The following is a 12,161-nucleotide window of genomic DNA, read 5'->3' as shown; positions in this document are numbered from 1 at the left end:
CTTTCTCCTCGACGCGCCGCGCCTCGCCTACGCCTGCCGGATCAGCTTGTCGATCTCCGGCGGGATGCAGTCGTAGCCTTCGGCGGCGGCGAGCAAGGCGGCGTTGTGAGGCAGCCCGAGCAGGAAGCTCCGCGAATAAGGGGTGCCCTCGAGGCTCTTGAGGCGGCGGAGCAAGGGGGCGATCCCGCGGGCCATGGCGTCGCGGGCGCCGCGGAGATCGCCGATGTCGACGTACGCGCCGTGGAGGCGTCGGCGAGCTCGGCGCGGCCGCCGTCCACCTGGTCGAGCTCGGGCTCGACGCCGGCCACGAGGACCTCAAGCTGCCGATGATCGCGGCAACCGGCTGGAATTCGGTGAAGTTGACCGGTGAAGTCCGCACCGGATGCCGGTGAGGTTCACCCCCTATGCCGGTGAAGTTCACCGGTGAAGAGGCGGCGCAGTGCTTCTTGCTGCGGCGCTGCCTGCTGCGGGTGGCGTTGAGCTCCTTGGCTTCCTTGAGCCGGTAGCTCTCGGCCTCGATCTCGATCACCTCGGCGCGGTGCACGAGCCGGTCGACGAGCGTCACGACGCACGCGGCGTGCGGGAAGACCTGGCCCCAGTCGGCGAAGGCGTTGTTCGTGCTGAGCAAGAGCGGCTTCTGCGCGTCGTAGCGACGGGTGACGACCTCGAAGAGCGGGTCGGCGTAGCGGCTATCGTAGGACAGATAGCCGACCTCATCGATGCAGAGGACAGCGGGGATCGTGTAGCGGCGGAGCCTTCGCGCAAGCGCGGCCGAGGACTGCACGATGGCGAACGGGGGAGTGCTTACCCGCGAGTCAACGCGCGCAGAAGAGATCCCATGACGAGCGTTGAGAACACGCGGAAGCGCTGGAAAGGCACCCCTCCGCGGCGACCGCGCGTCGGGAGCGGCTCCCGCCGCCGCTCCCCCTCACGCGACGCCGCCGTCCTCCGGGATCCCGAGCACCTGCCGCAGGTCCATCCCCACGATGATCTCGGCGTTCTGCCGCACCCAGTCGACGAGCGCCGGGCGCAGGGCGCGCGCGACCTCTTCCTTGACGAGCCCTTCGACGGCGCTGGGTCCGAGGTGCTTCGGGTCGAACGTGACGCCGCCGCCCGCGGCCAGGGCGCTGAACAGGCGCACGAGCGACTCGACGCCCGCCGCCTGGCCGGCCGCGCCGAGCGGCTCGACCCGCTCGACGGCGATCTCGCCGCCGCGCTTCACGACGAAGCGGCGGAGGTCGGCCTGCTCGACGCCGCGCTTGAGCAGCACCGCCGAGGAGCAGTCGACCTCGATGCGCTGCACGCGCGGCGCCGTCTCGATCTCCTGCCGGGTGCCCTCGACGTCGACGCTGGCCGCGACGGTGGCGCCCGCCGGGATACGGAACCCGTCCGAGCCCACCGCGCCCGCGAGCGCCTCGCGCAGCGTCAGCCGCGCGGACACGCGGGCGCCGCGGACGGCGCGGCCGCCGCCGTCGGACTCGAGGTTCAGGAGCACCTGACGCACGGTCACGACGAGATCGGGATCGCTCGTCGGGTCGTACGGGGGTATGGCCATGGGCGTCGAGGTGACGAGCCCGCGCATGAAGGCGCGGGCCTCGCCCTCGGCCGAGTCCTTCCCGACCCGGACGAGCCCTCCCGTGTAGAAGACGTTGGGCGTCATTGCGCCTGAGCGGAAGTCGTACTCGACTTGCTGCAAACCCATGTCGCCGAGCGGCGGCGGCAGGTCGATGACGAGGTAGGGCTCGAAGGTGACGCGCAGGAGCGTCGGCGCGAGCGTCAAGCGCAGCGCCGTGGCGCTCGACGTGGCGAGCGCGGCTATCCCGGTGCGCTTCAGGACGGTGCGCGCGGGGAGGTCGAACGAGATCGAGACCGACTCGAGATCGAGCCACGGGGGCAGGAAGCGCCAGGCCATTCGGGGAGGGTACACCCATCGCGCCCCTGGGAGGGCGGCCTATTGACCCGCCGCCCGGGGCGCGCCCATCATGCCACCCATGAAGCCAGAGGAATTCCTGGGCGAGCTCGACCGCAGGGTGGGAGAGCGCCTCGCCCGCATCGGGGCCGCGGCCGGCGCGGCGGAGCCAGGGAGCGGGATCGGCGTCCCGGAGCTGCTCGCGACCGCGCTCAAGAAGGAGCTCGAGGCGACCGAGGAGGCCGCGCTCTGGCTCACCACCGAGACGGACGTCGAGGTGAAGCTCGCCCTCGCCCGCCAGTGCGGCGATGAGGCGAGGCACTACCGTCTCATCGCCGAGCGCCTCCGCGCGCTCGGCGTCGATCCGGCGTCGATCCCTGCCAGGTTCGGGCCGCCCACGCCGATGTTCGGGTACCTGAAGGGGCTCGGCTCGACGGTCGAGCGCGTCGCAGCGGGCCAGTTCACGCGGGAGGCGCTCGCCCAGGTGCACAACCAGGCCTTCATCGAGTACTGCGAGTCGCAGGGGGACGCCGAGACGGCGCGCCTCTACCGCGACGTCATCCAGCCCGACGAGGGCCATCACCACGAGATGGGCCGGCGGCTCCTGGCGCGCCTCGCGACCACCGAGGAGGCCCAGGCGCTCGCGCGCGCCGCCGCGATGCGCACGCTCGAGATCGCCGAGGAGCTCCAGGAGATCGCGCGCATCAAGATGGGTATCTGCCGCGCGCCCGGGTGCTAGCCGCCCAGCCCGCGACGCTCTCGCCGCCCGCGGCGAACTCGCGGACGCGGGGGTGGGCCCAGGCTCTCCCGGTCGACGCCGGGACGTCGCTCGAGCGCCACCGCGTCCAGCCATCGCGCGGAGCGGTCGACCAGGGCGGGTGCGGCCGTTCGGTCGCGCGCTCGCATGCGTCCCCGGGCGTCCGAGCCGCTCGCGCGACGCGTTCGGGACACGAGGGCTCGAGCGCGTCGGTCGCTGCTCCGAGGCCTATATGCGGGATGGCCCGACGTGCGAAGATCGCCCAATCCATTCAACCTCTGGATACCAAGGTTGCCTCGTTGTCGCGAGATGTCCTCGAGGCGAGGAGCGGCCCAGTTGACCGAGGGGGATTGTCATGAGCAGGTTTCCGGGGGACAGATCGTTCCGGGAGGTGGCTCGGTTCACCCAGGATTGTGGCTCGATCTGCACCCATGCAAGCCAGTACTGCCTCGAGATGGGAGGCGGGCACGCCGACGCCACGCATGTGCGGCTGCTCCAGGACTGCGCTGACATCTGCGAGGCGGCCTCGAAGCTCCTCCTGCGCAGCTCGCCGCAGCGCGCCCAGATCACGAGCGCGTGCGCGAGCCTCTGCGACCTGTGCGCGGCGAGCTGCGACAAGTTCACCGGCGACACGCAGATGAAGACGTGCGCGGACGAGTGCCGCCGCTGCGCCGCTGCGTGCCGGCAGATCTGAGTCGTCGGCGCGTCCGTTCGCTCCGACCCGCGCGCATCGCGCCTCCCGGCTCGTGCGCGCTCGAGCGATGCGCTGTCGGGAAAAGCGGGGCGGCCAGCGGATACCATCGAGCTTCTTGGTGCTGTGCCTGGATTGACTTACGGCTCTGGCCACCGGAGCGCTTCGACGAAGCAGGTTGCTGGATGCTCTTTTCGCCCTGGCGATTCTTCGCTTGAGCCGAGCAGCGTCGTCGCTTCCTCGCCTTCCTGCGGCCCCTGTCGTTCCTCATCGCCCCATCCCTTGCGCACGCGGCCTCTGCGCGCGGCGGCCGGACCGCGCTCGCGGTCGCGCGCGGTCCGGCCGCGGAGCGCGACGCATGTGGCGTCGGCCATCGGCTGCCGTGATATCCTCGCGCGCATGCGTTATCGAAGGACGAAGGGGGCGGCCGGGGTCGCGCTCCTGTGCGTCGGGTGCGGCGCGGACGCGCCCGAGGTTCGGGTGAGCGCGGTGCGCGACCTGGGCGCGCTGACGTTCGAGCCATCGATTCGAGGGCGGGACGGCGGGTACAGCGCGCGGTGGGGTGACCGCTCGGTGTGGGTGTTCGGCGATACGACCCTGGAGGCGCCGGGGGCCGACAGCTCGCTCTGGAGATCGAGCACCTTCTGCTCGACCGACGACCTGGACGCGTCGGACGGGCTCTCGTCGCTGACCGAGCCGCTCGACGCGGCCGGCGCGCCTGGGGAGTTCCTGCCGTTCACGGCGGAGGAGCTCGAGTTCAACGCCGCGCACTTTGGCCCTGAGGCGGAGGAGACGTGCAAGGAGGACTGCGGGGCGCGCTACGCGCTGTGGCCGGGGCCGATCGTCGTCGATGAGGCGACGGGCCGCGCGCTGGTCTTCTACAGCAAGCTGATGGGGCGTGCCGGGGGGTTCAACGTCGACGCGCTGGGCTCGTCCATCGCGGTCTGGGAGGGCCTTGACGCGCCGATCGTGCGTCCGGCGGTGCGCCCGGGCGCCGCGGATCCCACGCTGATCTTCGGCGCGGACGAGCCGTCGTTCACGGCGGCGGCGCTCGTCCGCGAGGGGCTGCTCTACGCGTATGCCTGCGCGTGCTCGGGGCTCACGTGCCCGTGCCTCATCGCGCGCGTCCCGCTCGCGCGAGCGACGGAGCGGGGGGCGTGGCGGTTCTTCTCGGACGGCAGCTGGGTGGAGGGTTATGACGAGGCGGAGCCGGTCATGGCGGGAGCGCCGATGATGTCGGTGCACTGGAACGAGCACGCCAGCAGGTACGTCGCGATCTACAGCGAACCGGTGTCGTCGGAGGTCTCCGTGCGGACGGCCCCCGCGCCCGAGGGCCCGTGGTCGGACAGTGAGGTGGCGTTCACCGCCGAGGCGCCCTCAACCCCGGAGGCATGGCCATACGCCGGCCTGGGGCACGCGGAGCTCGCTCAGGAAGGAGGCCGGGTTGAGTACGTGACCTATTTCCGGGAGACGGGTTTCTTGGAAGGAGAGCTCCGACTCGTGGAGCTAGAGCTCGAGTGAGACGAGCCTGGCCATGGACGGGACGACCTTGACCCTGACAACGACCTGACCCGGGTTGACCGGGACGACCCGCGACCCAACGACGACGACGACCCGACCCGGGTTGACCGGAACGACCTGACCCGCGAACGACCCGACCCGGGTTGACCGGCAAGACGACAAGACCGGGTTGACTGCGGACCAGGGGACCCGACCCGGGTTGGCCGAGCGCCCCCCCATCCGCGCCACTTCACGCGCGTCGAGCTGATCCCTGGTTGGCGGAACGGCCCAATCCCGGTCGACCTGTCGATTGGACCCAGCCACCCATATGTACGCCCCTGTTCGGTCAAGCCGAGCCTACACCAACCTGCGTCTTGAGTCGCCTCGCCCCGCCATCTTCAGACGCACGTGCCCTCCGGCGACGTGTCGCCCCCCGTCGCCTCTCACCGCCTCACTGTGCCCCGCCGGCGCAGCAACTACACCGTGAGCACGACGTCCGTCACGGCGACCCCGTGAAACGCGCGCATCCACCACGTCCCCGCGGGGAATACGGCGCTGCGCACCCCGCTGCGCCACCGTTCGAGCGCCGCGCGGTACGACGCGCGAAACGCGCGCACGGCGGCAGCAGCGATTCGCCATGCATCACCCTGCTCGCGGCCGACCGCAAACGTCGGACTGCAGTCGCGCAGCGGCTCGAAGCTCGTGGCACGCTCATAGGGGGACACCCGGATGGCGCCCTCGGCGCCAAGGACGTGTTGCCCTCGCCGCTCCACCTCCTCACGGGCCTGCGCTTCCTGTCGCTCCAGCTCGGCGGCGACCTCGCCGCGAAAGCCGTCGCCGCCGTCCTGTTCTATGGCAGGCGGCAGCGCGAGCGCGAGCGTCACTTCTTCTGGCCACTGCGGATTTTTCGGATCGAGATATGCCGCGGGTCGCATCGCGCGCAGCACGCCGCAGCCGAGCTCGTTCACGTCCACCTTGGCGCCCGGCCACTCGCGCGCATGTCGGACCAGGCCGGCGGCCACGGGATTCGCGAGCACGTAGGCGATCTTCTCCACCACCGCCGTCCGCGTCAGCAGCCGCACCACGCTCGTCGCCTCGTGGTCCCACACTGGCCCTTCCCACGTGCGGAGCACCTTGGTCCCGAGCGCGACGATGCGATGGAAGAATTGCAAAAAACGCGGCAGGACGCCCATCGTATCGGTCACGACGAGGTGCAGGTGCGTCGACATCGCGCAGAGCGCGTGGACCTCGATGCCGAAGCGGCGCGTCGAGACGGCGAGGGTGTAGACCAAGAGCTGGGTGATGGCGGCGTCGGGGCGGAAGAGCAGATGCCTGCGCAGGACACGACGGGTGATGAGGTAGGTGGCGCCTGCGGCAATCTCGCGGGGCTGGCTCATGGCTGGCGTGCAATGACAAACGCCGTGCCGGCGGCTGGGGCGAATGATTTCAGGGCCTTGGCTCGCCCCTTTGGGTGGCGCCGCCAGGGCGCCCGGTGGTCCGCCACCTGGACAGTCCTTGCGGCTCGCCCAACCTGCGGCGGCTCCTCTGGCCTGGGCTGCCCCTCCCCCACCCATCCCCAACCTGGGTTCTCCTTCCTCTCCCGACCTGGGTTGGGCGAGAGCGGCGGCAATCCACCCCAACCTGAATCCACCCCAACCTGGGTCGGGTCCTCTAATCCAAATCCACCTGAACCTGGGTCGAGTCGCCGACCTGCGGGACGCCGAGCCGGATCGGGTCGGTGACCACTTGGATCCCGGTCGGTGGCAGCTTGGGTCGGGACGTCCAACCTGGGTCCGGTCGCCGCGCCCAACGTGGGTCCGGTCGGGGTCGGCAACCTGGGTCCGGTCGCGTTCAACCTGGGTCCGGCATCGGCATGCCAACCCGGGTCCGGTCGCGAACCTGGTCCGTCGCGAACCTGGGTCGGTCTCAGTCTCAGGTTCCGGTCTCACAGGTTCCGGTCTCAACCTGGGTCCGGTCGCGGTTTTTCTCAAGCCAGGCGTCAGGTAACCTCCCCCTGTGGCGACCAGCGACAGGAGCCGAGCCGAGTACCAGAAGCGGGTCAACCGCGTCATCGACTACATCCAGGCCCACCCCGGCGAGGAGCTCTCCCTCGAGACGTTGGCCGCCGTGGCGGCGTTCTCGCCGTTTCACTTCCACCGCGTCTTCAAGTCCATGACCGGCGAGAACCTCCGCGAGTTCATCCAGCGGACACGCCTCGAGACCGCCGCCAACCATCTCACGTTGCGGCCGCGCGCCGACGTCCTCGAGATCGCGCTCGAGAACGGCTTCAGCTCGGCGAGCGCCTTCGCCCGCGCGTTCAAGGAGCGCTTCGGCATGAGCGCCTCCGCCTGGCGCAACGGCGGCGCCGCGGCCGCGCGCAAGGCGCGGCAAGCGGATCGCAAGCCGGGTGAAGTCGATCGCAACCCCGGCAAAGCAGCGGCGTGCGCGGTCGCCCAAGATGACGCCTCGTCGGGCACGGACGCCCGCCAAGACGAGGAGAAGATCATGAACGTGACCGTGAAGACGCTGCCGAGCTACCACGTGGCCTACGTCAGGAGCGTCGGCCCCTACGGCCCCGGAAGGAGCGTCGCCGAGGCCTGGCAGCGCCTCATCCGCTGGGCGAGCGCGCGCGATCTGTGGACCCCGGACCGCATCTGCCTCGGCATCGCGCACGACAACCCCAAGGTCACCGACCCGTCCAAGTGCCGCCACGACGCCTCGATCGTGATCCCGGACGGCTTCCAGGCGGACGGCGAGGTCAACGTGACCGACATCGCCGGCGGAAAGTACGCTGCGAGCCTGTTCGTCGACGAGGCGCACACGATCGGCGCCGCGTGGGACCGTCTCTTCGCCGAGTGGCTCCCGCAGAGCGGCTATCAGCCCGACCACCGGCCCTGCTTCGAGCTCTACCAGGGCGAGTTCCACGATCCCAAGACCAACACCTACCGCTGCGAGCTCTGCCTGCCCGTGCGCCCGCTCTAGCTGTGCTCGCCCGACGCCCGGCGCCCCCTGGCCGGACCTCTGCGCCGCGCCACGCGCCGGGCGCGGGCGCCCCCGGCTCTGCCCGGTCGGGGCCCCGCCGCCCCCTCCGCGCACCCATAACTACCCGACTTTGCTCACATTTCCCTCAGTCCCCGCCCCGGCCGCATTTGACAGCGCGAAACGCGTGCACTACGAGCCGACATGGCATTCATCTACGATGAGCCGAGCAGGACCTTTGGCGAGTACCTGCTCGTCCCGAATCTGACGACGAAGGACTGCGTCCCTGCGAACGTCGACCTCACGGCCCCCGTTGCCCGGTTCAAGGCCGACCGGAGCGCGGGGCCGCCGGACCCGAGGCTCGCGCCGCTCACGATCAACGTGCCCATCACCAGCGCGATGATGCAGTCGGTCTCGGGCGCCGAGCTCGCGATCGCGCTCGCGCGCTGCGGCGGCCTGTCGTTCGTGTACGGCTCGCAGGGCATCGAGGAGGAAGCCGCCATGGTGCGGCGCGTGAAGAACTACAAGGCCGGGTTCGTCGTGAGCGACTCGAACCTGCGCCCCGAGGCCACGCTGGGCGACGTCCTCGCGCTGACCGATCGCACGGGCCACTCCACGATCGCGATCACCGAGGACGGCACCCCCACGGGTCGGTTCGTCGGCATCATCACGAGCCGCGACTACCGGCTCGGCAAGACGCCGCTCAGCACGCCGGTCCGCGAGATCATGACGCCGTTCAAGTCGATCCACTGCGGCAAGGTCGGCATCGATCTCCAGGAGGCGAACGAGCTCATCTGGCGCCACAAGCTCAACACCCTCCCGGTCATCGACGAGCGGCAGCACCTGCAATACCTGGTGTTTCGGAAGGACTACGAGTCGCACCAGGCGCACCCGCTCGAGAACGTCGACCACGAGAAGCGGCTGATCGTCGGGGCCGGCATCAACTCGCGCGACTTCCGGGACCGCGTGCCGGCGCTGGTGGAGGCGGGCGCCGACGTGCTCTGCATCGACTCGTCGGACGGCTACTCGGAGTGGCAGCGCGACACCATCGCCTTCGTGAAGTCGCAGGGCAGGCCGCTCTACATCGGCGCCGGCAACGTCGTCGATCGCGAGGGGTTCCTCTACCTCGTCGAGTCCGGCGCCGACTTCGTCAAGGTCGGCATCGGCGGCGGCTCGATCTGCATCACGCGCGAGCAGAAGGGGATCGGCCGGGGCCAGGCGTCCGCCGTGATCGAGGTGGCCAAGGCGCGCGACGAGTACTTCCAGCGCACCGGCGTCTACGTGCCGATCTGCTCCGACGGCGGCATCAGCCAGGACTACCACATCACGATCGCGCTCGCGATGGGCGCCGACTTCGTGATGATGGGCCGCTACTTCGCGCGCTTCGACGAGGCGCCCGGGCGCAAGGTCCGCGTGAACAACCAGTTCATGAAGGAGTACTGGGGCGAAGGGAGCAACCGCGCCCGCAACTGGCAACGCTACGATCACGGCGACGCCAGCAAGAAGAAGGACCAGCTCGAGTTCGAGGAGGGGGTCGACAGCTACGTTCCGTATGCCGGCAAGCTCAAGGACAACCTCGACATCACGCTCGCCAAGGTGCGCTCGACGATGTGCAACTGCGGCGCCATCTCGCTGCGCGACCTGTACATGCGCGCGCGCCTGACCGTCGCCTCGGCGGTCAGCATCCACGAGGGCGGCGTCCACGACGTGATGCTGAAGGACACGCGCAGCAACCCGCGCGAGGCCTGAGCCCCGGAGGCCGGCCGCGCCGGCCTCTCCGAGGAAGATACTACGCCCGGAGGAGCGCCCGCGTCCGCTGCTCCGCGCGGCGCCCCTCGGCGGCCAGGCGCTCGATGAAGCGCTCGATGATCGGATTGCGTCGGAAGTTCTCGCGCATCATCAGCTCGACGGGCAGCGGCTCGACCTCCTCGGCGACCTCGACGTCCAGCCGCGAGCGCGCGACCTCGGTCAGCGCGAGCGCCGGCGCGAGGCCGATGCCGAGCCCACCCGAGACGTACGAGACGAGGAGCGACACGCTCGACACGTCGATCGTCGAGATCGGCCGGATCCGCTCGCGATCCAGGTAGGCGTCGAGCAGCCGCCGCCCCACGCTGCCGGGCGCCAGCCGGAGCAGCGGCTCGTGCCGGAGCCGCTCGCGCAGCGCCGGCGCCTTGCCCTTGAGCCGCGGCCCCACCCAGAGGAACGGCTGCACGAACAGCGGCTGCTTCACGAGGTCGCCGCCCGCCGAGGACGCCGACGCGAGGCCCAGGTCCACCTCCCCGCGCTCGACCCACCGCGCGGCGTCGATCGAGTTCGCCGTCGTGATCGCGAACCGCACCGGCGCGCGCTGCTCGAGCATCTGCCGGATGACCGGCACGAGCAGCCCCTTGCCGAGGTAGTCGCTCGCCGCGAGGCGCAGCGTCGTCGACGGCTCCCCCGCCAGCTCCGAGAGCAGCTCGAACACCCCTTCCGCCTGGTCGAACAGCCGCGTGATCGCGCCGAGCGCCGCCTCGCCGGCCGGGCTGAGCCGCACGCCGCGCCCGTCGCGCTCGAACAGCGCCACGCCGAAGTGCTCCTCCACCCGGCGCACCTGCTGGCTGATCGCCGACGGCGTCTTGTGCAGCCGCCGCGCCGCCTCGGCGACCGAGCCCGACCGGGCCACCAGGAGGACATCCTCGAGCGCGGGGAGGAGCGACGCATCCATGTAGCGTTACTTAACCCATCGTGAAAAAAGTTTCATTCGACTTAATGCTCGCGGGCCCGCATAGTCATGACGCCCGCCCGACGCCGGACCGCCGGATCGGGGGCGCGCCGGCCGCCTCCCTGGAGCCAGCTGTCGCGCCCCGGCGCTCGGGCCGGTCCGCTTCGCACGCCGTCCCCTTCAGCCGCGTTCAGTTGCACCGCGAGAGGCCATCATGGGTAAGAGTCTCTATGACAAGGTTTGGGACCTCCACAAAGTCCGCACGTTGCCGAACGGCGAGGATCAGCTCTTCATCGGCCTTCACCTGATCCACGAGGTGACGAGCCCGCAGGCGTTCGGGATGCTCCGCGATCTTGGCCTGCGCGTGCGCATGCCCGATCGGACGTTCGCGACGCTCGATCACATCGTCCCCACCGACAACCGCAAGCGGCCGTTCAAGGACTCGCTGGCCGAGGGGATGGTCGACGCGCTCAAGAAGGCGTGCACCGAGCAGGGGGTCACCTTCTTCGATCTCGAGTCCGGGCGGCAGGGCATCGTGCACATCATCGGCCCCGAGCTCGGCCTGACCCAGCCTGGCATGACGATCGCGTGCGGCGACTCGCACACGTCGACGCACGGCGCGTTCGGCGCGATCGCGTTCGGGATCGGGACGACGCAGGTGCGCGACGTCCTCGCCACGCAGACGCTGAGCCTCCAGCGGCTGAAGGTCCGGCGCATCCAGGTCGAGGGCAAGCTCGGCCCGGGCGTCTACGCCAAGGACATCATCCTCGAGATCATCCGCCGGCTCGGCGTGTCGGGCGGCACGGGCTACGCGTATGAGTACGGCGGCTCGACCATCGAGGGGTTCTCGATGGAGGAGCGGATGACCCTGTGCAACATGTCGATCGAGGGCGGCGCCCGGGTCGGGTACGTCAACCCGGACCAGACGACGTTCGATTACATCAAGGGCCGTCCGTACGCGCCGAAGGGCGAGGCGTGGGAGGAGGCGCTCGAGTACTGGCGCTCGATCGCGTCGGACGAGGACGCGCGGTACGACGATGTCGTGCGGATCGACGCGAGCGCGATCGCGCCGACGGTCACGTGGGGCATCACGCCGGGCCAGGCGATCTCGGTGAAGGAGAAGGTGCCGGCGGCGGAGGACGTGGCGAACGAGTCGGAGCGGGCGTTGATCCGCGAGGCGCTCGAGTACATGCGGCTCGAGGGGGGCAAGCCGATCGAGGGGACGAAGATCAACGTGGCGTTCATCGGCAGCTGCACGAACGGCCGGCTCTCGGATTTCCGGGAGGTGGCGCAGCGCCTGAAGGGGCACAAGGTCGCGCCGCACGTGCGCGCGCTGGCGGTCCCCGGGTCGATGGATGTGGCGCGGGCGGCCGAGGCCGAGGGGCTGGATCGGATCTTCCGCGAGGCGGGCTTCGAGTGGCGCGAGCCGGGCTGCTCGATGTGCCTGGCGATGAACCCGGACAAGCTCATCGGCGATGAGCTGTGCGCGTCCTCGTCGAACCGCAATTTCAAGGGCAGGCAGGGGAGCCCCACGGGCCGCACCGTGCTCATGAGCCCGGTGATGGTGGCCGCCGCTGCGGTCCGCGGCGAGATCGCGGATGCTCGTGACGTGTTCGGAATCTGA

10 protein-coding genes and 1 pseudogene are annotated in these 12,161 nt (G+C 70.2%); 6 read left to right on the top strand and 5 right to left on the bottom strand.

Translation table 11 applies throughout. From position 1 onward, the window contains the following. Positions 1 to 27 precede the first annotated feature (27 nt). The 3 genes and pseudogenes from WME83_RS00580 to WME83_RS00570 form a co-directional block, all read right to left on the bottom strand. Positions 28 to 195 (bottom strand): hypothetical protein, encoded by a 168-nt coding sequence (locus tag WME83_RS00580; protein ID WP_437317305.1) that lies wholly within the window; start codon positions 193 to 195, stop codon positions 28 to 30. Between the two features lie 301 nt (positions 196 to 496). After that, positions 497 to 784, bottom strand: a pseudogene (locus WME83_RS00575) (ATP-binding protein); the annotation flags it as partial. 144 nt (positions 785 to 928) lie between these two features. After that, a complete protein-coding gene (locus WME83_RS00570; protein WP_437317304.1) occupies positions 929 to 1,912 on the bottom strand; it encodes a hypothetical protein in 984 nt (327 codons plus the stop codon). 79 nt (positions 1,913 to 1,991) lie between these two features. Between WME83_RS00570 and WME83_RS00565 the strand changes: the two genes are divergently transcribed. The 3 genes from WME83_RS00565 to WME83_RS00555 all read left to right on the top strand — a co-directional run bounded on the left by WME83_RS00565 (position 1,992) and on the right by WME83_RS00555 (position 4,878). Continuing rightward, positions 1,992 to 2,648, top strand: coding sequence for a ferritin-like domain-containing protein (locus WME83_RS00565; protein ID WP_437317303.1), 657 nt, complete (start codon positions 1,992 to 1,994; stop codon positions 2,646 to 2,648). Between the two features lie 373 nt (positions 2,649 to 3,021). After that, positions 3,022 to 3,360 (top strand): four-helix bundle copper-binding protein, encoded by a 339-nt coding sequence (locus WME83_RS00560; protein WP_437317302.1) that lies wholly within the window; start codon positions 3,022 to 3,024, stop codon positions 3,358 to 3,360. A 396-nt stretch (positions 3,361 to 3,756) separates the two neighbouring features. Continuing rightward, positions 3,757 to 4,878, top strand: a complete 1,122-nt coding sequence (locus WME83_RS00555) for a DUF4185 domain-containing protein (protein WP_437317301.1) — start codon at positions 3,757 to 3,759, stop codon at positions 4,876 to 4,878. 455 nt (positions 4,879 to 5,333) lie between these two features. On the opposite strand, the gene WME83_RS00550 is transcribed toward WME83_RS00555, so the two are convergent. Further along, on the bottom strand, positions 5,334 to 6,254 hold the full coding sequence (locus WME83_RS00550) for a transposase (protein WP_437317300.1): 921 nt from the start codon (positions 6,252 to 6,254) through the stop codon (positions 5,334 to 5,336). A gap of 619 nt (positions 6,255 to 6,873) precedes the next feature. Between WME83_RS00550 and WME83_RS00545 the strand changes: the two genes are divergently transcribed. Continuing rightward, a complete protein-coding gene (locus WME83_RS00545) occupies positions 6,874 to 7,839 on the top strand; it encodes an AraC family transcriptional regulator (RefSeq protein WP_437317299.1) in 966 nt (321 codons plus the stop codon). A 201-nt stretch (positions 7,840 to 8,040) separates the two neighbouring features. Further along, positions 8,041 to 9,585 carry an IMP dehydrogenase gene (locus WME83_RS00540; protein ID WP_437317298.1) on the top strand — a complete coding sequence of 515 codons (1,545 nt, stop codon included), beginning with the start codon at positions 8,041 to 8,043 and terminating at the stop codon, positions 9,583 to 9,585. A gap of 40 nt (positions 9,586 to 9,625) precedes the next feature. Here WME83_RS00540 and WME83_RS00535 read toward each other — a convergent pair whose 3' ends face one another. Continuing rightward, entirely contained in the window at positions 9,626 to 10,540 is a 915-nt protein-coding gene (locus tag WME83_RS00535) for a LysR family transcriptional regulator (RefSeq protein ID WP_437317297.1), read from the bottom strand. 211 nt (positions 10,541 to 10,751) lie between these two features. Here WME83_RS00535 and leuC point away from each other — a divergent pair, with 211 nt between their 5' ends. Beyond that, a complete protein-coding gene (gene leuC, locus WME83_RS00530) occupies positions 10,752 to 12,161 on the top strand; it encodes a 3-isopropylmalate dehydratase large subunit (RefSeq protein WP_061628751.1) in 1,410 nt (469 codons plus the stop codon).

Origin of the sequence: Sorangium sp. So ce385, assembly GCF_051474135.1 — a bacterium.
Taxonomy (GTDB): domain Bacteria; phylum Myxococcota_A; class Polyangia; order Polyangiales; family Polyangiaceae; genus Sorangium; species Sorangium cellulosum_D.
The sequence above is the reverse complement of the archived record's forward strand: the minus strand, read 5'-3'. Positions and strand labels throughout refer to the sequence as shown.

Bases quoted from the DNA above. Each gene is read 5' to 3' on its own strand.
- WME83_RS00580 (WP_437317305.1), bottom strand. From the start codon at position 195: ATGGCCCGCGGGATCGCCCCCTTGCTCCGCCGCCTCAAGAGCCTCGAG.
- WME83_RS00570 (WP_437317304.1), bottom strand. From the start codon at position 1,912: ATGGCCTGGCGCTTCCTGCCCCCGTGGCTCGATCTCGAGTCGGTCTCG.
- WME83_RS00565 (WP_437317303.1), top strand. From the start codon at position 1,992: ATGAAGCCAGAGGAATTCCTGGGCGAGCTCGACCGCAGGGTGGGAGAG.
- WME83_RS00560 (WP_437317302.1), top strand. From the start codon at position 3,022: ATGAGCAGGTTTCCGGGGGACAGATCGTTCCGGGAGGTGGCTCGGTTC.
- WME83_RS00555 (WP_437317301.1), top strand. From the start codon at position 3,757: ATGCGTTATCGAAGGACGAAGGGGGCGGCCGGGGTCGCGCTCCTGTGC.
- WME83_RS00550 (WP_437317300.1), bottom strand. From the start codon at position 6,254: ATGAGCCAGCCCCGCGAGATTGCCGCAGGCGCCACCTACCTCATCACC.
- WME83_RS00540 (WP_437317298.1), top strand. From the start codon at position 8,041: ATGGCATTCATCTACGATGAGCCGAGCAGGACCTTTGGCGAGTACCTG.
- WME83_RS00535 (WP_437317297.1), bottom strand. From the start codon at position 10,540: ATGGATGCGTCGCTCCTCCCCGCGCTCGAGGATGTCCTCCTGGTGGCC.
- leuC (WP_061628751.1), top strand. From the start codon at position 10,752: ATGGGTAAGAGTCTCTATGACAAGGTTTGGGACCTCCACAAAGTCCGC.